At 62.9% G+C, this 22,116-nt stretch carries 19 protein-coding genes; 9 read left to right on the forward strand and 10 right to left on the reverse strand.

Annotation, left to right across the window (positions count from 1 at the left end):
- Positions 1-231: 231 nt before the first annotated feature.
- Positions 232-1,005 (reverse strand): ferredoxin--NADP reductase, encoded by a 774-nt coding sequence (locus tag V1278_RS36415; RefSeq protein ID WP_057841999.1) that lies wholly within the window; start codon positions 1,003-1,005, stop codon positions 232-234.
- 289 nt (positions 1,006-1,294) lie between these two features.
- Between V1278_RS36415 and V1278_RS36420 the strand changes: the two genes are divergently transcribed.
- The 3 genes from V1278_RS36420 (at position 1,295) to V1278_RS36430 (ending at position 4,693) form a co-directional block, all read left to right on the forward strand.
- Entirely contained in the window at positions 1,295-2,293 is a 999-nt protein-coding gene (locus tag V1278_RS36420) for a hypothetical protein (protein WP_334384010.1), read from the forward strand.
- The gene (locus tag V1278_RS36425) at positions 2,293-3,609 is read left to right on the forward strand and encodes a bifunctional folylpolyglutamate synthase/dihydrofolate synthase (protein ID WP_334384011.1); all 1,317 of its coding nucleotides are present in this window, start codon (positions 2,293-2,295) and stop codon (positions 3,607-3,609) included. The genes V1278_RS36420 and V1278_RS36425 overlap by 1 nt, the downstream gene beginning before the upstream one ends.
- A gap of 82 nt (positions 3,610-3,691) precedes the next feature.
- Entirely contained in the window at positions 3,692-4,693 is a 1,002-nt protein-coding gene (locus V1278_RS36430) for an NADP-dependent oxidoreductase (protein WP_334384012.1), read from the forward strand.
- Positions 4,694-4,849: 156 nt separating this feature from the next.
- Here the strand turns inward: V1278_RS36430 and V1278_RS36435 are convergent, their stop codons facing one another.
- Positions 4,850-8,017 (reverse strand): efflux RND transporter permease subunit, encoded by a 3,168-nt coding sequence (locus V1278_RS36435; RefSeq protein WP_334384013.1) that lies wholly within the window; start codon positions 8,015-8,017, stop codon positions 4,850-4,852.
- Between the two features lie 9 nt (positions 8,018-8,026).
- Complete coding sequence (locus V1278_RS36440; protein WP_334366170.1) at positions 8,027-9,133, reverse strand: efflux RND transporter periplasmic adaptor subunit; 1,107 nt, start codon at positions 9,131-9,133, stop codon at positions 8,027-8,029.
- 289 nt (positions 9,134-9,422) lie between these two features.
- Between V1278_RS36440 and V1278_RS36445 the strand changes: the two genes are divergently transcribed.
- Positions 9,423-10,280, forward strand: coding sequence for a cysteine rich repeat-containing protein (locus V1278_RS36445; protein WP_334384014.1), 858 nt, complete (start codon positions 9,423-9,425; stop codon positions 10,278-10,280).
- Positions 10,281-10,323: 43 nt separating this feature from the next.
- Here the strand turns inward: V1278_RS36445 and V1278_RS36450 are convergent, their stop codons facing one another.
- On the reverse strand, positions 10,324-10,683 hold the full coding sequence (locus V1278_RS36450; RefSeq protein WP_334366167.1) for a hypothetical protein: 360 nt from the start codon (positions 10,681-10,683) through the stop codon (positions 10,324-10,326).
- A gap of 230 nt (positions 10,684-10,913) precedes the next feature.
- Between V1278_RS36450 and V1278_RS36455 the strand changes: the two genes are divergently transcribed.
- From V1278_RS36455 to V1278_RS36465, 3 genes are all read left to right on the forward strand, one after another.
- Complete coding sequence (locus V1278_RS36455; protein ID WP_334366166.1) at positions 10,914-11,123, forward strand: hypothetical protein; 210 nt, start codon at positions 10,914-10,916, stop codon at positions 11,121-11,123.
- 205 nt (positions 11,124-11,328) lie between these two features.
- A complete protein-coding gene (locus V1278_RS36460) occupies positions 11,329-12,468 on the forward strand; it encodes an FAD-dependent monooxygenase (protein ID WP_334384015.1) in 1,140 nt (379 codons plus the stop codon).
- Entirely contained in the window at positions 12,465-14,078 is a 1,614-nt protein-coding gene (locus tag V1278_RS36465) for a benzoate-CoA ligase family protein (protein WP_334384016.1), read from the forward strand. Before V1278_RS36460 ends, V1278_RS36465 begins: the two co-directional genes overlap by 4 nt.
- 180 nt (positions 14,079-14,258) lie before the next feature.
- Here V1278_RS36465 and V1278_RS36470 read toward each other — a convergent pair whose 3' ends face one another.
- On the reverse strand, positions 14,259-14,768 hold the full coding sequence (locus V1278_RS36470; RefSeq protein ID WP_334384017.1) for a MarR family winged helix-turn-helix transcriptional regulator: 510 nt from the start codon (positions 14,766-14,768) through the stop codon (positions 14,259-14,261).
- Positions 14,758-15,390 (reverse strand): maleylacetoacetate isomerase, encoded by a 633-nt coding sequence (maiA, locus tag V1278_RS36475; protein WP_334384018.1) that lies wholly within the window; start codon positions 15,388-15,390, stop codon positions 14,758-14,760. Before maiA ends, V1278_RS36470 begins: the two co-directional genes overlap by 11 nt.
- A gap of 106 nt (positions 15,391-15,496) precedes the next feature.
- Between maiA and gtdA the strand changes: the two genes are divergently transcribed.
- Entirely contained in the window at positions 15,497-16,537 is a 1,041-nt protein-coding gene (gene gtdA / locus V1278_RS36480; RefSeq protein ID WP_334384019.1) for a gentisate 1,2-dioxygenase, read from the forward strand.
- A 230-nt stretch (positions 16,538-16,767) separates the two neighbouring features.
- On the opposite strand, the gene V1278_RS36485 is transcribed toward gtdA, so the two are convergent.
- The 4 genes from V1278_RS36485 to V1278_RS36500 all read right to left on the reverse strand — a co-directional run bounded on the left by V1278_RS36485 (position 16,768) and on the right by V1278_RS36500 (position 21,118).
- On the reverse strand, positions 16,768-17,595 hold the full coding sequence (locus V1278_RS36485; protein WP_334384020.1) for an ABC transporter permease: 828 nt from the start codon (positions 17,593-17,595) through the stop codon (positions 16,768-16,770).
- A complete protein-coding gene (locus V1278_RS36490; protein ID WP_334384021.1) occupies positions 17,588-18,361 on the reverse strand; it encodes an ABC transporter ATP-binding protein in 774 nt (257 codons plus the stop codon). Before V1278_RS36490 ends, V1278_RS36485 begins: the two co-directional genes overlap by 8 nt.
- A 196-nt stretch (positions 18,362-18,557) precedes the next feature.
- Entirely contained in the window at positions 18,558-19,562 is a 1,005-nt protein-coding gene (locus tag V1278_RS36495; RefSeq protein WP_334384022.1) for an ABC transporter substrate-binding protein, read from the reverse strand.
- Between the two features lie 191 nt (positions 19,563-19,753).
- Complete coding sequence (locus V1278_RS36500; protein WP_334384023.1) at positions 19,754-21,118, reverse strand: FAD-dependent oxidoreductase; 1,365 nt, start codon at positions 21,116-21,118, stop codon at positions 19,754-19,756.
- 107 nt (positions 21,119-21,225) lie between these two features.
- On the opposite strand from V1278_RS36500, the gene V1278_RS36505 reads away from it, so the two are divergent.
- Entirely contained in the window at positions 21,226-22,110 is an 885-nt protein-coding gene (locus tag V1278_RS36505) for a LysR family transcriptional regulator (protein WP_334384024.1), read from the forward strand.
- Positions 22,111-22,116 lie beyond the last annotated feature (6 nt).

Here is a 22,116-nt window from a genome sequence, read left to right on the forward strand (position 1 = left end):
TCGCGCACCGGCACGCACGCTCTATCAACCGTCGCGGGCAACGAGCCGCGCGACGTCCGAGAGTGGTTTTAGCAGTGAGGGAGATTGGAGGTAACGTTCCCCGGATGCTGCGCAACGCGCCGCACTTACGGCGTGGTGCGCTGCTGGTCCGGGGTCCATCCATGGCGGCGGGGTCCCGGCTCTGCGGCGCACCGCCGAAGAAGCGCTGCACCGCGTCCGGGACAAGAAGTCTCAGCGCTCGACGAACGCTTTTTCGATCACGAAATGGCCGGGCGTGTTGCCGCTGCCTTCGATGAAGCCGCCGGACTCGAACATCTGCTTCAGTTCTTCCAGCATGGCCGGGCTCCCGCACATCATGATGCGATCGGTCTCGATATTGAGCGGCGGCTGGTGGATGTCGTTGAACAACTGCTCGGATGAGATCAGGTCGGTGATGCGGCCGCGATTGCGGAACGGCTCGCGAGTCACGGTCGGATAGTACAACAGCTTCTCCGACAGCAGCGGCCCGAACAGTTCGTCGTCGCGCAGCTTGGCGACCAGATCTTCACCATAAGCAAGTTCGGAGACCTGACGGCAGCCGTGAACGAGCACGATGGTCTCGAACCGCTCATAGACGTCGGGGTCCTTGATCAGGCTGGCGAACGGCGCGAGGCCCGTGCCGGTCGAGAGCAGCAGCAGGCGCTTGCCCGGAATCAGATTGTCGGTGATCAGCGTGCCGGTCGCCTTGCGGCCGACCAGAATCTCGTCGCCCTCGCGGATCTTCTGCAGCTTCGAGGTCAGCGGCCCGTCCGCGACCTTGATCGAGAAGAACTCGAGTTCTTCCTCGTGATTGGCGCTCGCCATGCTGTAGGCGCGCAGCAGCGGCCGGCCCTCGACCTCGAGGCCGATCATCGCGAACTGGCCGTTCTGGAAGCGGAAACCGGAATCGCGGGTGGCCCGGAAGCTGAAAAGCGTATCGGTCCAGTGGCGGACAGAAAGGACTTTCTCTCTATAGAACGCGCTCATGTGTTTTCGTTTTTCCTGACGTCTCGATGTAGAACGTTTCGGTCTTCGGGCCTCAAAGTGCCAAAAATCAGCGAAATCATCGGCGATTTGGCGCTTCATTTGCGCACAGCAGACACATAGTCAATATGACCTGCAGCACAATTGAGAACTCGGAATGGCTGTCGGTCTAATTTGCAAAAAGGTTCGATCGCCTTCGTTAACGCCTTCTCGCGCAATTAACTTGCTGAATTCGGCGCCGATCTGGCAATAAAAGACTACGTCGAATTAAGAACGTTTCAAAAGAGATCGCATGCGAAGCCCAACTGAGTTTCGAAAGGGAAAACCGGGCTTCTATCCGGACCAGGCGGTTTATGCAGAGTTTGCGGCTGCCGAATTCGGGCTGGCGTTTCGCGACCTCGACGGCGGCTCGGGATTGATCTTCAGCATCGCCTCGCGCGACAGGCTGCTTCATTTCGGCGCCGGCCGATGCTCCTGGTATCCGCAGAACAATGCGACGGCTTCGACGCTGGCGTCGGACAAGTTCTTTGCCAGCAGGATTCTGCGAGACGCCGGCGTGCCCGCGCTCGGCGGCGAGTATTTCTTCCTACACGATCGCCACCGCGCGCATCGCCCGGCGGGCCATGAACGCAGCGACGCGATTGCCTGCTTCAAAGCATTGGGTGGATCGGCCTTCGTCAAGCCGCTCACCGGAGCGCGCGGCGATTTCGCGCAAGCTGTTCACGGCGAAGCGGCGCTCGTTCGCTATCTCGATGAGGTGATGAAGTATTATGACGCCGTTCTGATCCAGCCGATCGTCGATGGCACCGAGTATCGCGTTTTCCTGCTCGACGATGACGCGCTCTACTGCGCGCGAAAACGCCCGCCGTTCATCTCGGGCGATGGCGTGCGTACGTTCCGCGAACTGCTGACGGCCCATAATGACGCTTTGCGGGCCCGCGGCCTTTCGCCGGCTTCGCTGCCCGATCACGACCCGTCACTCGACACTGTGCCGGCAAATGGCGAACGGCGCGAGATCCCCGGGCGGATGAATCTCAGTGCTGGCGGCACGATGGTGCTGGCGGATGCACCGTCCGAACAGGCCATCGTGCTGGCGCGGCAGGCTGCGCGCGCGATCGGACTACGCGTAGCGGCCATAGACATGTTCGTAGATATCGGTGGCCAACCGGATTCCATGCAAGTCATCGAGGTCAACTCCAATCCGGCGATCCGGCTGCTGGAGGTCTCCGACCGCGGCGACCTAATCCTGAAGATCTGGCATCACACCTTCTCGACGATGGGATTGCTGTAGTGTTCGACCTGCCGAAATATGGCGACGGCGTCTGCCTCGCGCGCATGGGCGAGCTGTTGAATGAGCTCAGAATCGATCGCGCGTGGCTGCAGCGCGTCTCGGTCGTGGTGACCGGCTCGAACGGCAAGGGCAGCACGGCGGCGATGGCTGCCAGCATTGGCCGCGACTACGGCCTCCGAACCGGCCTCTTCACTTCCCCGCATCTGTTTCGTTTCAACGAGCGGATCCAGGTCGACAACATCGAAATCGACGACGACGTGCTCGCCCTTCTGAAGCGTAAGGTAGAGGCGGTGGTCGCAGACGTCTCGAGCCGTCGCGGTGAACAATTCGGTGCTTTCGAAGCGCTGTTCGCGCTCGCCTGCTTGCACTTCCAGAAGAGCGAATGCGATTTCGCGGTGTTCGAGGCCGGCATCGGCGGCCGCTATGATCCAGTCCGCCTGATCGGCGCGCGCGAGACTTGCGTTACCTCGGTCGATTTCGAGCATGTCGATCTGCTCGGCAACTCGCTTGAACTGATCGCCTCCGACAAGAGCGACGCCTGCGCCGCCGGCGGCACGATTATCTATGGTGAAAACTGCCGCGACCTGCGGCGACATCTCGTCGAGTATCATCGCTGGCGCGGCTGCAGCCCACTGTTCGTCCGTGACGAGATCAGTGTCGACAACGAGGCCCAATCCGCGTCGGGGCAGCATTTCGATTTCCAGTTCGGCTATCATGATTTTCGCCACATCGAGCTGGGCCTGCCCGGCGCGTTTCAGTTCAACAACGCCGCCATCGCGATGACCTTGTTCCTGCTCTGGCTGCAACGCGAGCATCCGCGCAAGGCTCCCGAACGGATCGAAGCGGCCATCCGTTCGGGCCTGCGCAATGTCCGCTGGCCCGGCCGCCTGGAGGTCATCGAGCAAGACCCGCTCACGGTGATCGACGTCGGCCATACGCCGGACGGCATCCGGCAATCGCTGGCGAGCCTCATGTCGATTCACGGCCGCGACGATTGGATTCTCGTCACTGGCGCCTCGCGCGACAAGAAGGGCGACGAGATCGTCGGCGCACTGGCGCCGTCGTTCGATACGATCATCTGCACGGCGGCGCACCACAAGGGCGCGGACCCGCAGGCCATCGCGGCCGCCGCGCGGCTTGGCAATTCCGAAGCAACCCTTCATGTCGCGGCGACAATCGCGGATGCCGTGAGGCTCTCGCAGGAGATGGCTCTGGAACAAAAGCGCAGAGTGTATGTGGCGGGTGGACTATTCCTGGCGATCGAATACGCAACCGTCGCAAAGGGCGGCCGCGCGGAGGATTTGGATTTTTTCTGAACGTGGCGCACAATCCGTGCAGTCGAGCGACCTTTCCGCGGCATCGGAAAGCGCCAGAATGCGACACCGAGGGAGAAACACCATGAGCGATACCGTCAATCGTCAGATCCTGCTGGTCGAGAAACCGACCGGCAAGCTCGGGCCGGAGCATTTCAAGATGGTCCAGGGCACGGTGCCCGAGCCGAAAGATGGCGAGGCGCTGGTGCGGACGCGCTATATTTCGCTTGATGCCGCCAACCGCGCGTGGATGCACGGCGCCACCTATCGCGCCGCCGTCGAGGCCAATACCGTGATGGCCGGTGGCAGCATCGCGGAGGTCGTCGCCTCCAAGGCTCCAAGCCTCGCGCCGGGCGATATCGTATTCGGCGATACCGGCTGGCAGGATTATGCCGCTGTGCCGGCAAAGCATCTGAACAAGATGCCGAAGATGGAGCCGATGACGCATCTGCTCAGCGTCTACGGCATCGCCGGCCTCACTGCCTATTTTGGTCTCCTGCATGTCGGCAAGCCGAAGCAAGGTGAGACCGTCGTCGTGTCGGCTGCCGCCGGCTCCGTCGGATCGATCGTCGGACAAATCGCCAAGATCAAAGGCTGCAACGTCATTGGCATTGCCGGCGGCAAGGACAAGTGTCAGTGGCTCACGTCCGAACTCGGCTTTGACGCCGCGGGCGATTACAAGGACGGCGCCACCTTCAAGGCGCTGCGATCAGCCGCGCCGAAGGGCATCGACGTCTATTTCGACAATGTCGGCGGCGAGATTCTCGAAGCCTGCCTTTCACTGATGAACAACCGCGGCCGCATCGCCTGCTGCGGCGCGATTTCGCAATATGACGGCGTGCCATCGGCCCACGGTCCGCGCGGCGTGCCCGGCCTGATCGTGGTGAAGCGCCTCGTCATGCAGGGCTTCATCGTGATGGACTTTATGGACCAGAGCGCTGCGGCGCTGGCCGATCTGCAGTCCTGGGTCGCCTCCGGCAAATTGAAGGTGCAGGAGGACGTGATCGACGGAATCGAGAACACGCCGAAGGCGCTGATCGGCCTGCTCGCTGGCGAGAACCGCGGCAAGCGCATGGTGAAGGTGTAGACTCTCTATCAGCCGTCGTCCCGGCCAAGCGAAGCGCGAACCGGGACCCATAGCCACCGCATCGAGTTTGGCGACGAGCTGGAGCTCCAGCTCGCCACCATGAAAACCTGTGGTTATGGGTCCCTGCGTTCGCAGGGACGACGGATAAATTGTTGCCTAATGCGCCGCCGGCGCTTGCGGCGCCGCTTTCATCCCCGCCTTCTTCACCTTCCGCTCCTTCAGCCAGTTCTCGAACCGCTGGATCACGACGAAGAACGTCGGCACGAACAGCACGGCCAGGCAGGTTGACGCCAGCATGCCCGAGAACACGGTGATGCCGATCGACTTCCGCGCATTGGCGCCGGCGCCGGTGGCGAGCACCAAGGGCACGACGCCGAGGATGAAAGCGAACGACGTCATCAGGATCGGACGGAAACGGGCCCGCGCTGCCTCGACGGCGGATTCCAACAGCGGCTTGCGGTCGCGCACGTGGAGCTCGAGCGCCACCTCGACAATCAGGATGGCGTTCTTGGCCGACAGCGCGATCAACAGAATAATGCCGATCTGGGTGTAGAGGTTGTTCTCGATCCTCAGCCCGCTCAGCACCAGCATCGGCCCGAGCAGCGACAACGGCACCGCGAGAATGACCGAGATCGGCGCGTACCAGCTCTCATATTGTCCGGCCAGCACGAGATACACCAGCAGCAGGGCGAGACCAAACGCCCAGTAGATCTGGCCGCCGACGACCTTCTCCTGGTACGACATCGCCGTCCACTCGAAGCCAGTGCCCGGCGGCAGCGTCTTGGCGGCGATCTCTTCCATCAGATTCATCGACTGGCCGGAGCTGTAGCCCGTGGCCGGCAGCCCGATGATGGTGGCCGATGGATAGAGATTATACAGGCTGATCAGCGACGGCCCGACCGCCGGCGTGATCTTCGCCACCGCGCCGAGCGGGATCATGTCGCCCTGGCTGTTGCGCACCGTCAGCCTTTCGATGTCGCGCGGCGTCAGGCGAAATTGCGCATCTCCTTGCGCATAGACCTGGAAGGTGCGGCCGAACTTGTTGAACTGGTTGACGTAGCTCGACCCCATGTAGGATGACAATGTCGAGAAGACCTGGTCGGTCGTGACATGCATGGTCTGGGCCTTGACCCTATCCACCTCGACGTCGAACTGCGGCACCGTCGAGCGGAACGGCGAGCTGACCCGCTGCAGCGCGCTTTGCGACGCCGCATTGGAAACCATCGCGCCCGTGATTGCCTGCAGCTTGCTGAAGTCGGAATTGCCGTCGCGGAGCTGCACCTGCATCGCAAAGCCGGCGGCATTGCCGATTCCCTGGATCGGCGGCGGCGGGACCACTAGGATCCGCGCCTCCTCGATGACAGACAGTCTTTCGTTCAGGCCGACGAACAGCGACCGCAGATCCTCGCCCTCGCCGCGCGCACTCCACTCTTTGAGGATCAGATAGGCCACGCCGGCATTGGCGAGGCTGGAGGAATTGTCGAGCGCGGAAATGCCCGCGATCGTGATCACCTGCTCGACGCCCGCGGTTTTACTGGTGATGTCGCTGACGCGGGTGAGTACACGCTGAGTGCGGTCGAGCGCCGCGCCATCCGGCAATTGCACCGCCACCAGCAGATAGCCTTGGTCCTCGATCGGGATGAAGCCGGTCGGCACCCGCGACAGGCCGTAGCCGCCGATCGCGATCAGGATCAGCGCGCAGATGACGGATACATTGCTGTGCGCGACCAGACGGCTGATCACCCGGCCATACCAGGCCTCCAGACGGTTATAGACCGCGTTGAAGCCCCGGTAAAAGAAGTTGCGCTGTTCCGGCGGCGCAGGCCGGCGCAGCCATAGGGCGCATTGCGTCGGCTTCAGCGTCGCCGCGTTGATGGCGCTGAGCAGCGCGGTGGCGGCAATGACCAGCGCGAATTGCGCGTACATCCGCCCGGTCAAGCCCGGCAGGAATGCCGAGGGCAAAAACACCGAGATCAGCACCAGCGTAATACCGATGATCGGCGCGAATAGCACATCCATCGCGCTGATCGCGGCGTCATGGCCGGACATCCCCTTCTCGATATTATGGGCTGCGCCTTCGACCACGATGATGGCGTCATCCACCACGATGCCGATCGCGAGCACGATCGCAAACAGCGTCGAGACGTTGACGGTGAAGCCGAGCGCCGCCATCGCCGCGAACGCGCCGATGATGGTCACCGGCACCGTCGTCGCCGGCACCAGCATCGCGCGCCAGTCCTGCAGGAAGATCAGGATCACGACGAGCACAAGCAAGCCGGCCTCAATAAGTGTCTTGTAGACCTCGTTGATCGATTCGGAGACGAATTTGGTGGTGTCGAACGGCGTGTCGTACTTGATGTCCTGTGGGAATCCCTTCGCCAACTCCGCCATTTTTCTCTGAACCGCCTGCTCGACCTCGAGCGCGTTGGCGCCCGGCGACTGGAACACGCCGATGCCGGTGGCCGGCTTGTTGTTGAGCGAGAACATCTGGCTGTAGGTCTGGGCGCCGAGTTCGACCCAACCGACGTCGCGCACGCGCGTGACGTCGCCGCTATTGCCAGTCTTGACGATCACGTTTTCGAACTCGCTGACGTCGTCGAGCCGCCCGCTGACATTCAGCGTATATTGAAACGCCTGCCCTGCAGGCGCCGGCGGCGCCCCGACCTGGCCTGCGGTGACCTGCTGGCTCTGTTGCTGGATCGCCGAGATCACGTCCTGCGGCATCAGGTTGCGCGCCTGCAGCTTGTTCGGATCGAGCCAGACCCGCATCGAATACTGGCCGGCGCCGAACACGGTCACGTTGCCGACACCGGGCAGGCGCGACAGTTCGTCGCGAATGTTGATGGTGGCGTAATTGCTCAGGAACAGGCTGTCATAGGTCGCTTTCGGCGATGTCAGCGTCACGAACAAGAGGATCGCCGTCGACCGCTTCTGCACCGTGACGCCCTGGTTCTGCACCGATTGCGGCAGTTGCGAGAGCGCGCTCGAGACCCTGTTCTGCACCAGCACCTGCGCGAAGTTGAGGTCGGTGCCGATCTTGAAGGTGACCGTCAGCGAGTAGGAGCCGTCGGCGCCGCTGTAGGACTGCATGTAAAGCATGTCCTCGACGCCGTTGACCTGTTGCTCGATCGGCAGCGCCACGGTGTCGATCACGGTTTTCGCGCTGGCGCCGGGGTAGCGGGTGGTGACCTGCACCGTGGGCGGCACGACATCGGGATATTGGGCGACGGCGAGCCGGAACAGGCAGACGCCGCCGATCAAAATCATCAGGATCGCGATGACGTTGGAAAGAACGGGGCGCTCGATGAAAAATTTTGAAATCATGGCCGGCTCCTACTTGGCCGACGCCGGCTGCGCTTCGACTGTTTTCACTTGCGGATCGACCTTCTGGCCGGGGATTGCACGCAACAGCCCGGCGGTAATCACGCGGTCATCGGGCTTGAGGCCCTCCTCGATGACGCGTAGTTCGCCTTCCAGCGGTCCGACGCGCACCTTGCGCTGCTCGACGACATTTTCGCCGTTCACGACCAGCACATAACGTCCGGATTGATCGCTGCCGAGCGCGACGTCGGGCACGAGCAGCGCGTTCTGCACCTGGTCCAAAGGCACGCGAATTCGGACGAAGAATCCCGGCAGCAGCGCGCGGTCCGCGTTGGGCAGCACGCCGCGCACAGGCAGCGTGCCGGTCGACTGATTCAGCGTCGTGGCGGCATAGTCGAGCTTGCCCTGGTGCGGAAAGCCGGTCTCGGTCTGCAATCCGACCTCAATCGGTACTTGCCTGAGATCATCGGGCGTCAGGCCGCGCCGGCGCGCTTCCTCGCGGATCCGCAGCACGTCCTGTTCGTTGACGTTGAAATTCACATAGATCGGGTCGAGCGCCACGATGGTAGCGAGTTGCGTCGGCGACGAGGCGCCGACGAGTTCGCCGACGGAGACGAGATGCGCACTGACGACGCCGTCGAACGGCGCGACCACATTGGTGTAGCCGTAGTTGACTGCCGCGATCTTGGTATTGACCTGGGCCTGCAGCAGGCTCGCCTGCGCATTGTCGCGGGCCGCGGTGGAATTATCCAGCGTGGCCTGGGAAACGGCCTGCCGCTGCACCAACTCCTGCTGGCGCTTGAAATCCGCCTCGGTCTGTCGCACCGAGGCCTGCGCGCCGGATTCCGCGGCCTGCGCCTGTTCGAGCTTCAGCTTGTAGGTGTCCGGCTCGATCGTGAACAGGGATGTGCCCTCTTTGACGTAGGCGCCGTCCGTGTAGTTGATCGATTGCAGAAAGCCCTGCACGCGCGCGACCAGATCGACATTCTTGATCGCCGCCGTATTGCCCGTCGCTTCCAGATAGCGGGTGAAAGGCCGTTGCAGGGGCGGCGCAACTTCGACCTTCGGCGGCGGCGGCGGGACAAAAGTATTTTGTTCGCAGGCACTTAAGATGCCCATCGCAGCAACGGCGAAAGCTGCGCGGCAGGCGGCAGCACCTTTTTGCGCGGCGGTGTCGTGTGATCTCAAGCGTGCAGGCGAACGCGAAGCCTTCATTTTTGGTGCCTCAATCGGTCTTGTTCTGGAAAGGCTTTATTCGGAAATCGGCTTTCCGCCATCCCATGAAAATAGCAACAATCCGCTTGCGGCGGAACTGGAAAGCGAAAATGATACGACCCGATTTTTTCTGAAAGCACATTTCACTTCGGTTGGAGCGACGGCTTCCGGCGACGACAAAGGATTTATTCAAATGATCAACACGGTGACGCGCGCGAGAAAGCTTGGACCATTACTGGTAGCCGCGACATTCGCAATTGCAGCACCCGTGCTTGCGCAGGCGCCGAGCCAGGCGCAACGCGACGCGATCAAGTCGCAGTGTCGTTCGGACTACATGGCGCGTTGCTCCAGCGTGCCGCCGGGCGGCGAGGCCGCGCTGCAATGCCTGCAGAAGAACATGTCGAGCCTTTCATCGAGCTGCCAGAGCGCCGTGCGCGCGGTGGAACCACCGGCAGCCGCGCCTGCCAAGCCGGCGGAGGCGGCTAAGCCCGCCGACCCCGCCAAGCCGGCCGAGACCGCAGCACCGAAATCCGCAGCGCCTGCTGCCGCAACGGCGGCGCCGGCCAAGTCCGCTGAGCCAAAGGCTGCCGCCCCTGCTGCCGGACAACCGTCCAGCGCCCAGATCTCCGCGATCCGCAGCGCGTGCCGCTCCGATTATCCGAAGGTCTGCGCGGGCGTGCCGACCGGTGGCGCGTCGGCAGTGCAATGCCTGGAAAAGAACAAGGGGAAACTCTCGGCCGCTTGCGAGAAGGCCGTCGCTGCCGCGACTGGCGGGGCTGCGGCTACAGCGGGGGCGGCACCCGCGGCCGCGGCGCCGGCAGCCGCCGGCCCAGCACCGGCCGCTGCAGCAGCGCCGACGGCGATCGTGCTGCGGCCGATGCGGCCCCGCGAAGAACTATTCGTGCTGCGATCGGCCTGCGGCGCCGACGTGCGCACGATTTGCGGCGACGTGCCCGCTGGCGGCGGCCGGATCGTGCAGTGTCTTGCAACCAATGCCGCCCAGCTTTCGCCGGCCTGCAAGGACGTTTTGTCCCAATTCGCGGCACGATAGTCACGCGCCTTCGGCGATCCCCGGGTGATCAGGGGATCGCCGATCATTCACCGCCGCGAAAGGCGAGGATGAGCTGAATGAGCCGTACCGACAGGGCGACATAGAGGATCGTCATCAGGATTTGATACGCGACGTGCCAGTTGAGCTTGGCCAGCTTGTAGAGACCGTCAACGAAGTTCAGCAGCAGGAGGACAACACCGAACAGCATGACGCCGCGGCCGACGAGACCGTGGCGCAGATAGCCGAACAGGACGACCGCCGGCTCGCTGCTCGATACGTGGGCACCGGCGGATATGATCAACGTCCCGATGATCATCTTCTCGACGTGAGAGAATATTTCCTTGGAGACCGGCTCGACATGTTCGGAATAGAACGCCAGCCATTTGGCTCTGACCTGCGCCATGAGTTCTCCTTGGGTTATCCTTGCGGCGATGAATGGGAGCTTCACTACAGCGGGTCCGCGATCAGGACGCAAGAAGGCCAGCCAGCCCCATCCGCGGATACTCCGGCAACGAAAAACGAGATCGGCACGCAAGGCCGACGCGATAGCATCCGCAAAACTTTCCGAAGAAAGCCTTCAAAAGGAAACTTTCAATACCTGAACATCAACCAGTACCAGTCCGGGAGACCGACATGCGTTACTTGCTGATCATTGCATCCGCCCTCTTCGCGTTCGGCACCGCCATGACCCTTGAATCGACTGAAACCAACGCCGCTGTATGCGCCAAGGGCGTCTATCGCGCCGGCTGCGCCGGAGCGCGCGGCGCGGTCGTCGTCCGCAAACCGGCGGTGGTTTGCAGGACCGTGTGGGTGAACGGCGCGAAGGTTCGCCGCTGCACCTGAGCCCGAAGCTTCGGTCAAGCCAGAGTTGCCGCAGAGCGGACAACCGTTCGCGGACACCCCGGCGCGGCTGAAACAGGCCATGGACACCGGTGGGTGACCGGACCTGGAACCGCGCGCCCGTCATCATTTTTCTGTAGCGCAATTTTCCGGCGCGGATTAGTCTCCTTTCCAAATTAGTAAGTATACTGTCGATTGGGAGGAAGACGTGCGTATCGCCGTCATTGGCGGAGGCCCCGGCGGCCTCTACTTCGCCTATCTCTGGAAGCGCCGTCATCCGGACGCGCAAATTGACCTGTTCGAACAGAACCCCGAAGGCGCGACCTGGGGGTTTGGCGTGGTGTTCTCCGAACAGGCGCTGGAATTCTTGCGCGCCGACGACCCCGAGACGGTCGACGCCATTACGCCGCGGATGGAGAGCTGGAAGAACATCACGCTCGATCTGCGTGGTGAAAGCGTCGAGATCGACGGCGTCGGTTTCTCCTCGATCGGCCGGCTCGAACTACTCACCATCCTGCAGCAGCGCGTGCGCGCGGCAGGCGTGGCGGCGCGATACGACACCACGATCCAGTCGATCGACGAACTCGGCGAATACGACTTGATCGTCGCCGCCGACGGGCTGAACTCGCTGGTGCGCCGCGGCTTTGAGAAGGAATTCGGCGCCACGGTTTCGCACTCGACCAACAAATTCGCCTGGTACGGCACCAGCAAACGCTTTGCCACGCTGTCGCAGACGTTCGTGAAGACCGACCTGGGGTTCTTCAACGCGCACCACTACCGCTATTCGCCCGCCATGAGCACGTTCCTGGTCGAATGCGATGCGGCGACCTGGCAGGCCTATGGCTTCGAGCACAAGACGATCGAACAGTCGCAGGCGATCTGCGAAGAAATTTTTGCAGAGACCCTCGACGGTCACCCCCTGGTGTCGAACAAATCGGTGTGGCGCAATTTTCCCTGGATCTGGAACGAGGATTGGTCGCACCGCAACATGGTGCTGATCGGAGACGCCTTGCACACTGCGCATTTCTCGATCGGCTCAGGCACGCGGCTCGCCATCGAGGACGCGATCGCGCTAACCAAAGCGCTGGAAGCGGAACACGATGTTCCCGCAGGCCTCGCCCGCTACCAGGCCGAACGCAAGCCGATCGTGCAGAAGCTGGTGACGGCGGCGCGCACCAGCGCCGACTGGTACGAACACTTCCCCGAACACATGAAGCTCGACCTGATGGACTTTGCCTACAGCTACATCACCCGCTCCGGGCGGATCGCTGACGCGCGGCTGCGCGCGATGTCGCCGGAATTCATGAGGCGTTACGAGGCAGCGAAAGAAATCGGGAGCCAGGCATGACCTCAGAAATTTCCGATTTGGTCCCCCGCGACAATCCGGGCGCGCGCGAGATCGGCTTTGCGATCCCGGAACGCTATAACGCGAGCCGCATCCTGTTCGATAATCTCGCGGCCGGCCGCGGCGACCGGCTGGCGCTGACCGGCCCCGGCGGCACGCGCACTTATGCAGAGCTCTGCGCGGAGGCCGCGCAATGGGGCCACGGCTTTCAGTCGCTGGGCTTGAAGCGCGGCGACCGCATCCTGATGTTCCTCGACGACACGCCGGCCTACCCGGCGGCATTTTTCGGCGCGGTGCGCTCCGGCTTCGTGCCGCTGTTGATCAACACGCTGACGCCGCCGGAGCTCCTGCAGTTCTATCTCTCGGACGCGGGCGCAGCGGTAGCGGTCGCGGAGGCCGAGTTTACGTCGCGGTTCAACGCGGAGGCCTGCAAGGGTACGCCGTTACAAACCCTTGTTGTGGTCAATGGCGTAGCGGGCGAGCACGCCGTGCCGAACCCGGTCGACGCGGCGAAGTGGCTGCAAGGCTTCGCCACCGATCTTCCGGAAGCCGACACCCACCGCGACGAGATGGCGTTCTGGATGTATTCGTCGGGCTCGACCGGCCGCCCCAAGGGCATCGTGCATCTGCAGCACGACATGGCCTACAGCGAGCAGGCGTTTGCCCGCAACGTGCTCAAGCTCGGGCCGGACGACATCTGCTTCTCGGTGCCGAAGATTTTCTTCGCCTACGGTTTCGGCAACGCCATCACCTTCCCGTTCTCGGTCGGCGCGGCGACGCTCTTGCTGCCCGGCCAGCCAAAGCCAGCAGCGATCTTCCAGGCGATCGAAAAATTCCGGCCCACCGTGTTCTATGGATTGCCGACGCTCTACACCTCGCTGACCAAGGCCGAGGGTGCGGCGACAACCGATTTCTCGTCGCTGCGGATGGCGCTGTCGGCGGCCGAAGTCTTATCGGCGGAAGTGTTCAACGGCTGGAAAAAGCTGACGGGGCTCGAGATCATCGAAGGGCTCGGCTCGACGGAAGTCCTGCACATCTATCTCTCCAACCTTCCCGAGAAGAGAAAACTCGGCGCCGCGGGCCTGCGCGTGCCCGGCTATGAGATCCTGCTCAGGGACAAGGACGGCCGCGAAGTCGCCGACGGCGAGGAAGGTATCTTGTGGGTGCGCGGCGATTCCAACACGCCGCTGTACTGGAACCGGCCGGACAAGTCGGCCGAGACCATTCGCGAGGGTGGCTGGATCTACACCGGCGACCGCTTCATGCGCGATGCCGACGGCTTCCATTTCTTCCGCGGCCGCGCCGACGACCTGGTCAAGATATCAGGCCAATGGGTTTACCCGCTGGAGGTCGAGCTCTGTCTTGCTGAGCATCCCGACATCAGGGAATGCGCGGTGTTTGCGGCCGAACTGCCGGACCGCCGGATGACCCTGAAGGCGGTGGTGGTGATGAACAAGGGCGAGTTCGACAGCGATGATGCGACGAAGAAGCTGCAGGATTACGTCAAGGCAAAGCTGCTGCCTTACAAATATCCGCGCGAGATCACCTTCATCGAGGAACTGCCGAAGACCGGCACTGGCAAGATCGACCGGCAAGCGCTGATGAGGATGTAATCCATTCGCAAACTCGCTGTCGTCCCTGCGAACGCAGGGACCCATAACCACTGATATCAGTTGTGGCCTTAGGCTGCAGCCACAGCCTGCCTAACTCAAATATTTGTGGTTATGGGTCCCGGCTCAAGGCCGGGACGACGGCGGAGTTTTTGGCGCTGACACTCGATCCCTAACGCCCCTTCACCCCGCCTTCCCCAGATGCTCCAGCGCGTCCTCGGCGCGCAGCGGCACGCGCGAGGCTTCATTGTTGAGATCGACGAGTTGCGTTAACAGCGTCAGCAGGGTCTTGCGGTCCGCAGGCTTCAGCGGCTGCAGCATCCTGACCTGGGCGCGCTCGACCGACGGCATGATGTCGCGCAGCACGGCTGCGCCCGATTTCGAGAGATAGAGCAGCTTGACGCGCTTGTCCTCGCGCGAGGGCTTGCGCTCGATCAGCGCCTTGCTCTCCAGCCGCTCGATGACGTTACCGAGGGTCGAGCGGTCGAACGCGATCACCGCCGACAGCCGAGTGGCATCGATGCCCGGATGGGTGTGGATCGCGACCAGCGCCGCATATTGCACCGGCGTCAGGTCGAACGCGCTGCATTCCTCGACGAAGATAGAGACCGCGATCTGCTGCATCCGCCGGAACAGATAGCCGGGCGCGGTATAGACCGCGTCCATGGTGATGGGGGATGGCTTACTCGGCATCGGGCTGCCTGTCCGGTGCGGCATCGGTGAATGCCTTCATTTGCTTTGCCGCGGCTTCCGCCTCGAGCAGGCGGGAAAAGGCCGAAACCTCGACGCCGAAGCGCCGCGCATTGGCAAGCTGCGGCACTAGGCAGAGGTCTGCAACCGTCGGCGTGTCGCCGAAACAGAACGGCCCGTTCTCGCCCTTGATCAGGGTCTCGCAGGCAGCAAGGCCTTCGCGGTTGGCCCAAGCCGCCCACTCCGTCACCTTCTCTTCCGGCAGGCCGAGCTGGCGCAGGCGGGCCAGCACCTTCAAATTCTGCACCGGATGGATGTCGCAGGCGATCGCCAGCGCAAAGGCCCGCACCTTTGCGCGGCGCAGCGGATCCTTTGGCAATAGCGGCGGGTTGGGATGGGTCTCGTCCAGCCATTCGATGATGGCCAGCGACTGGGTCAGCACCGCGCTATCGTCGCCCTCCAGCGTCGGCACCAGCCCCTGCGGGTTGAGGGCGAGATAGTCCGGCGCAATCTGTTCGCCCTTGCGAAGGTGATGCGGCAGGTGCTCTGCCGTGAGCCCCTTGAGGTTGAGCGCGATCCTGACGCGATATGCCGCGCTGCTGCGGAAATAGCCATGCAGCTTCATCGGAACCTCCCTGATTCTTCTGGCCTGTACGGGTTTACCACATTGACGCTATCGATATTGTAAGTATACTGTCAATTTACACGATAAGAATGACGGGAGGCTTGCCATGGAAGCCGTGCAGAAGACGCCGGAACGCGAGGCGTTCTACAAGAAGATCGACGGCGACAATCTCTCCGCGCTGTGGAACGTGCTGGGCGATCTCGTCACGCCGGAGCCGCGCAGTGCCTGCCGGCCGCATCTCTGGAGATTCGATTCGATCCGCGACTACATGACCGAAGCAGGCCGACTGATCACCGCCAAGGAAGCCGAACGGCGGGTTCTGGTGCTGGAGAATCCGGGGCTGCGCGGCCAGTCCAAGGTCACGACCTCGCTGTTTGCCGGCGTGCAGATGGTGGTTCCGGGCGACGTCGCGCCCGCTCATCGGCATAGCCAGTCGGCCTTGCGCTTCGTGCTCGAAGGCAAGGGCGCCCATACCACCGTCGACGGCGAGCGCACGGCGATGGAGCCCGGCGATTTCATCATCACGCCGTCGATGACCTGGCACGATCATTCCAACGAGACGAGTGAGCCGATGTTCTGGCTCGACGGGCTCGATATCCCGATGGTGCAGTTCTTCGATGCTTCGTTTGCCGAGGGGTCAAACGAGGATCAGCAGAAGATCTCCAAGCCCGCCGGCGACAGCTTCGCGCGCTACGGCCACAATTTGCTGCCGGTCGACGAGAAGCGAAAATCCAAGACCTCGCCGATCTTCAACTATCCCTATAGCTACACCCGCGAGGCGCTGGAGCGCGCCAAGGCACGCGACGAATGGGACGCCTGCCACGGGCTGAAACTGAAATTCTCCAATCCCGAGACAGGCGATTTCGCGATGCCGACGATCGGCACCTTCATTCAGTTATTGCCGAAGGGTTTCAAGACCGCGCGCTACCGCTCCACCGATGCCACCGTGTTCGCCGCGATCGAAGGCAAGGGCCGCACCCGGATCGGCGACCAGACATTCGAATGGGGCGCGCGCGACCTGTTCGTGGTGCCGAGCTGGCACTGGGTCACGCACGAGGCGGACGTTGATTCAGTGCTGTTCTCTTTCTCCGACCGTCCGGTGCAGCAGAAGATCGACCTATTCCGCGAAGACCGCGGCAATGCGTGAGGTTGTCGTCGTCCCTGCGAACGCAGGGACCCATAACCACCGGCTTTCGTTGTTACGAAAAGCGTCTTGCTACGTCGCCACATTGAGAGATCACGCGGCGTATGGGTCCCTGCGTTCGCAGGGACGACGAGAAGAATCGTAGGGTGGGCAAAGGAGCGTAGCGACGTGCCCACCATCGGGCACTCCGCACGTGATGGTGGGCACGCTGCGCTTTGCTACAAATCCGTCCTCTACCGCCAGTGCAACAACCGCGCTTCCAGCACATTGATCGCCTTCCCCACCGCCAGCCCGAACAGCGACAGGATCACGACGCCGGCGAGGAGCTGATCGGTCTGCATCAGATTGCCGGCCTGCAGCACGAAGGCGCCGATGCCGAACTGCGCGCCGATCATTTCCGCACTCACTACCAAGAGCAGCGCCACCGACGCCGTAATGCGGAAACCCGCAAGAATCGAGGGCAGCGCGCCGGGCCAGATCACTCTGATGACGATGGCATGGAACGGCACGTTAAAACTCTGCGCCATTCGGATCAGGTTGCGCGGCACCGCGTCGACGCCGCTATACACCGAAATCGCCGTGGAGAAGAACACACCCAACGCAATGGTCGCGATCTTCGGCTCTTCGCCGATCCCAAGCCAGAGGATCAGGAGCGGCAGCAGCGCGATCTTCGGGATCGGAAACAGCGCGGAGATGAAGGTAATGCCGACGCCGCGCGCCAGCGTCGAGAGGCCGATTGCAAAACCGACGATCACGCCGGCCACCGTGCCGATCAGCCAGCCTGAGCCGATGCGAACGACCGAAGCGGAAACGTGCTGCCAGAGTGCACCACTGACGGCGAGCTTGTAGATCGCGACTGCAATCGCCGATGGCGCCGGCAGGAACAGCGGATTGACCCAGCCGGCACTGCCGGCGAGTTGCCAGAACGCGATCACCAGCGCCAGCGCGATCCACCCGGAGGCGCGGCCACCGCCCGGCATAAAACCCGCACCGCGGAAGGCGACCGGCTGCGGAACGCTCCCGTCCTGCTGGGTATCCTGCGAGGGCGCGCGCTCAAGCATCTTGAACCTCGCGCTCGGCGTCGATCGCCTCCTCGCGGATCAGCGACCACAACTGGTTCTGCAACGTCAGCAGTTTGCCGCGGGCATCGATGCCGCCGCGTTCGGCACGCGTCATCGGAATGCTCACGACCTCGCGCACGCGGCCGGGCCGGCGCGACAGCACCACCACGCGATCGGCAAGCCGCACCGCCTCTTCCAGATTATGCGTAACGTAGACCGCGCCCATCGCGCCGTCGGCGAGCAGGCGGACAAAATCCTCCATCAGCAATTCGCGGGTCTGAGAATCCAGCGCCGACAGCGGCTCGTCCATCAGAAGAATCGCCGGCCGCACCGCAAGCGCCCGCGCGATGCCGACGCGCTGGCGCATGCCGCCGGACAATTGCTTCGGATAGGCGCCGCGAAAATCAGACAGGCCGGTGCGGCGCAGCGCATCATCGACGACGGCCTGGCGCGCGGCGGCATCGAGCGCGGTATGAACCAGCGGAAACGCGACATTTGCTTCCACCGTGCACCACGGCAGCAGCGCAAAGTCCTGGAACACGAAGGTCAGCGGATTGAAACTGTTCTCCGGCGGCGCTCCGCGCAGCTCTGCCCGCCCCTCGCTCGGCCGCAACAGCCCGCCCAGGATCGACAGCAGCGTGCTCTTGCCACAGCCGGAAGGCCCGACGATCGCAACCACCTCGCCGGAGGCGACGGTGAAGGAGACGTCATCGAGCACGTCGAGGCCGCCGAAGCGGTGACTGATATGGTCGGCGATCAGGTCCATGTGGTTCCGAACTCGCTACTTGCTCCGTCATTGCGAGGAGTCACCGGGTCCGGCCTCCGGCCGGCCCGATGATAAACTCCGCGACGACTTGTCCGCCGTAGCTCGAAGAGCGAAGGCGGAAGCAATCCATCTATCCCCATGCCGAAGCATGGATTGCTTCGCTTCGCTCGCAATGACGGCACTGGCGTAACTTGCATCAATCCGCCTTCACATATTCCTTCGCGATGATCGCATCCGCGGCAAATCCCTTGTCGACAAAGCCCTGCTCCTGCAGCCACGCGATCTGGTTATCGACGTTCTTGACGTCGAGCTTGCCGTCCGGGTCGATATAGGCGCAATTGCCGACCACCTGCTCGACCGGCAGATTGGTGTATTTGGCGATGATCTCAAGCAGCGGTTTTGTCTTGTCGTTGATCTCGGCCTTGCCGTCCTTCACGGAGGCCAGAATCACGTCGTGATACTCGCGGTCGGCGCGCACCAGCGCGCCCAAAAGCTTCATCACCAGCGCCTTGTTGGCAAGCGTCTTCGGTGAAGCAAACACCGCGCCTAACTGCCACGGCGTCTCGTCGCCGACCCAACCGAGAAACTTGGCGCCGCCGGAATCCACCAGCGCCCGTGCGGTCGAGATCGGCAGCAAGGCCGCATCGACGGTTTCGCCCTTCAGCGCCGCGGCGGCATTGGACAGCGACTGCAGCGGCATCACCTTCACGTCCGCAAGCTTGAAGCCGTATTTGTCGGCGAGCAGCCCCAGCGAATAGTGAAAGCTGGAGCCGACCTGCGTCACCGCGATCCGCTTGCCGGCGAGATCCTTCGGCGTCTTCAGCCCCGCCGCATAGGCGTTGTTGCTGGCGAAATAGCCGATCAGCGGATAGCCGGCCTTCTCGCGGCTCATGCCGCCGATCACCTTCAGCGTGCCCTTGCCGGCGAGATTGTAGAGCCCGGCGGTGAAAGCCGTGATGCCGAAGTCGACGTCGCCGGAGGTGGTCGCCACCGCGATCGGCTGCGCCGCATCGAAGAATTTCAGCTCGATGTCGAGCCCGGCCTCGCGGAAATAGCCCTTGTCCTGTGCGATGAACACCGGCGCCGAGGATGACAGCCGCAGCACGCCGATTTTCGCCTTCAGCGCATCATCGGCCCGTGCAACCCCGCCCGCCGCCATCGCCAACAGGCCCGCCAGCGCGAGCCGCGCAAACTTCATCATCCGGTTTCCTCCGCGTCTTGTTATTCGCATGCTATCCACTCGGGTCGTCCCTGCGAACGCAGGGACCCATAACCACAGGACTGGGAAATAGCAAAAGCCGTCTGCCCAATCGCCCAAAGAAGGGCCGCGGCGTATGGGTCCCTGCTTTCGCAGGGACGACAGAAAAGATTCATCCTCCGGAGTGCATCGCTTCATAATCCCTCGGGCACCGCCTGATCCCGTCCGATGAACGCACCGTGTTGTTTCAACGTTTGTTGCAACTTTTCAACGGCAATGTCGCGCGGAATCGTATTTCCGGACAGCGCCAATACCGCTGCGAGACCGGCCGCCTCCCCCATCGCAAAGCAGGCGCCGGAGACCCGTGCCGCCGATTGGCCCTCATGGGTCATCGAGGCGCAGCGCCCGGCCATCAGCAGATTGTCGATGCCCTCAGGCACCAGCATGCGATACGGCAATTCGTTGAAGCCGCGCGATTCCGGGATCGGCGGAAACTTGAAGACGACGTCGCCGGCGACATGCTGCTCCATCGGCCAGCCATTGACGCCGACGGAATCCTCGAACGCGGCGCAGCCGAGCACATCCTCGCCCGACAGCATGTAGCCGCCAACCACCCGCCGCGTCTCGCGGATGCCGAGCTGCGGCGGCAGGTCGACGATGTAGGATTTTTCGAAGCCGGGCACGGTGCGCAGGAATTCGAACGCCTGCACGGCCTGACGGCGGCCTTCGATCTCGCCGCGCGTCATCTGATCAGGATCGATGCCGCTGACTGCGCTGCCATCCTCGCGCGCAAGCTGGGTGAAATTGACCCGCCATTCGATCGCCGAACGCTGCGGCCGGACGATCGCGGACTTGCGCGGAAAACGATGCGTGCCCGCGGCTTCGGCCTTTTCCATCAGCGCCGGAATCGTCCGCCACGCCTCGCCCGCCCTTTCGGGATCGATGCCGTTGAGGCGCAGCATCATCGATGGGTAAAGCATGCTGCCGGCATTGTCGCCGACTTCGAAGGGTGCGCCCGCCCAGGCCGCGAGATCGCCGTCGCCTGAGCAATCGATGAATATGCCGGCACGTACCGCCTGACGCCCCGCCTTGGTTTCCACCATCAGCGCGTGGATGCGCTTCTCGTCATCCATCACCACGCCGGCGCCCAGTGCATGAAAGAGGATATCGACCTTGTGCGCGGCCAACAGATCGTCGGCCGCAATCTTGTAGGCCGCGGTGTCATAGGCCTGCGCGAAAATCTTGCCGAGGATAAGATGCGGCGCATTGAGCCCATCGAGCCGGTCGATCCGCGCCAGCAGATCGGACGCAATCCCCTGCACCACCCGGCGCATCTCGCCATGCACGTTGGCATGCAGTCCGCAAAAATTGGTCACGCCGGCGGCGGTGCCCATGCCGCCGAGAAAGCCGTAGCGTTCGATCAGAAGCGTGCGGCGGCCTGCGCGCGCAGCGGCCACGGCGGACGCGATGCCGGCGGGCCCGCCACCGAGGACGGCAACATCATATTCGCCATAGACTGGTACCCGGCGCGCGGGTTCTTCGATCGTTTTGGCCGACACTGGTCGCCTTCCGTCCCTGTTTCTTGTTGCTGACACTATGAATTGACACGTAACGGACTACAATCCGGCAAATTGCGCGATCAGCTTTCTCGAATCGTGAAAAGTGGATGGATACGCTCACCAATCTCCAAGCCTTTTTGGCCTCCGCCGAGGCCGGCGGCTTTTCGGCCGCGGCCCGCAAGCTCAACGTTTCGACCTCGGTCGTGTCGAAGCGGGTCACGCAGCTCGAGGACCAGATCGGCATCGCGCTGTTCCGCCGCTCGACCCGCCAGTTGCGATTGACGGAAGCGGGTCAGCGCTATCTGCATCGCGCGCGCGGCGTGGTGGCTGACGCCAGCGATCTTCTCGCGCGCATGGGCGAAAAGGACCGCGACCTCGTCGATCACCTTCGCATCAAGGCCCCCACCTCGCTCACCATCGCCCGGCTTGCCGATGCATTCAGCGCCTTCCAGACGCAGAATCCGCGGCTAAAGCTTGAAATCGTGCTGATCGACCGACCGGTCGATCCGGTGACGGAAGGATTTGATATCGCCATCGGCGCGTTCCCGCATTCTTTCGGCGGCGTCGTTGACGAGCCGCTCTGCTCGCTCAAGCGGCTGCTATGCGCCTCGTCCGCCTATCTCGCAGCCCATGGCGTGCCTCAGAACCCGCGCGAACTGGTCGATCATCATTGCCTGAGCTTTCTCCCCACGGGATCAGAATGGACGTTTGACGGGCCGCGTGGCCGAACCAGCATCCAGGTGCGCCCGCTGTTGAGCTCAAACGAAGGCCATGTGCTGGTGAAAAGCGCGATCGCAGGCAACGGCATTGCCTTGATCTCGCACTATCTCGTTGCCGACGCGCTGCGCAGCGGCACATTGCAGGCGGTGCTGCCGGATTTTGTGATTCCCGAACTGTGGGTCAAGGCAGCCATTCCGGAGCGGCGGGTGAATGCTGCAGCCGTGCAGGCGCTGCTGCAGCATTTGAGACGCGCGCTCTCGCCGGCGCTGTAAGGCGCA

The sequence above is a fragment of the Bradyrhizobium sp. AZCC 1577 genome, assembly GCF_036924575.1.
Lineage (GTDB): Bacteria > Pseudomonadota > Alphaproteobacteria > Rhizobiales > Xanthobacteraceae > Bradyrhizobium.